A 550-nucleotide genomic window follows, 5' to 3' on the forward strand; every position below is an offset into this window, starting at 1 on the left:
TTGCAGATAACTTGCTAGCTCGTCAGTTTAATCCTCCTGCGCCGAATCAAACTTGGGTAAGTGATATTACTTATGTGCGAACCTATGAAGGCTTCTTGTATGTAGCAACTGTCATGGATTTATTCTCTAGGCGCATCGTAGGCTGGTCGATGGATAAAAACATGGACAAGCACTTAGTAATTAAAGCATTGCTCATGGCAGTTTATCAGCGCCAACCCAAAGCTGACGTAATGGTACATAGTGATCAAGGAAGCCAGTATGGTAGCGCTGATTACTTAGCCTTTATGAAAGAACATAACCTTGTACCCTCAATGAGTCGAGCTGGGAATTGTCACGATAATGCAGTTGCTGAAAGCTTTTTTGCGACGATTAAAAAGCGAATAGTTAAGCGTAAGATATATTCGACAAGGGAAGATGCGAAAGCTGAGATATTCAATTTTATAGAAATGTTCTACAATCCAAAAAAACGCCACTCACACACAGGCGGTGTTTCACCAGCTAAGTTTGAGGAAGCGTATTTTTCTGAGTTAGAAACTGTCTAGTGAAAGCT

The 550-nt window shown here is 40.9% G+C and carries 1 protein-coding gene; it reads left to right on the top strand.

What is annotated here, in order from left to right:
- The coding region (locus MTF68_RS19650; protein WP_248463415.1) for an IS3 family transposase at window positions 1-542 on the top strand (542 nt) is incomplete at its 5' end.
- Between the last annotated feature and the right edge of the window lie 8 nt (window positions 543-550).

Source organism: Pseudoalteromonas sp. 2CM37A (genome assembly GCF_023161885.1).
GTDB classification, from domain to species: domain Bacteria; phylum Pseudomonadota; class Gammaproteobacteria; order Enterobacterales; family Alteromonadaceae; genus Pseudoalteromonas; species Pseudoalteromonas atlantica.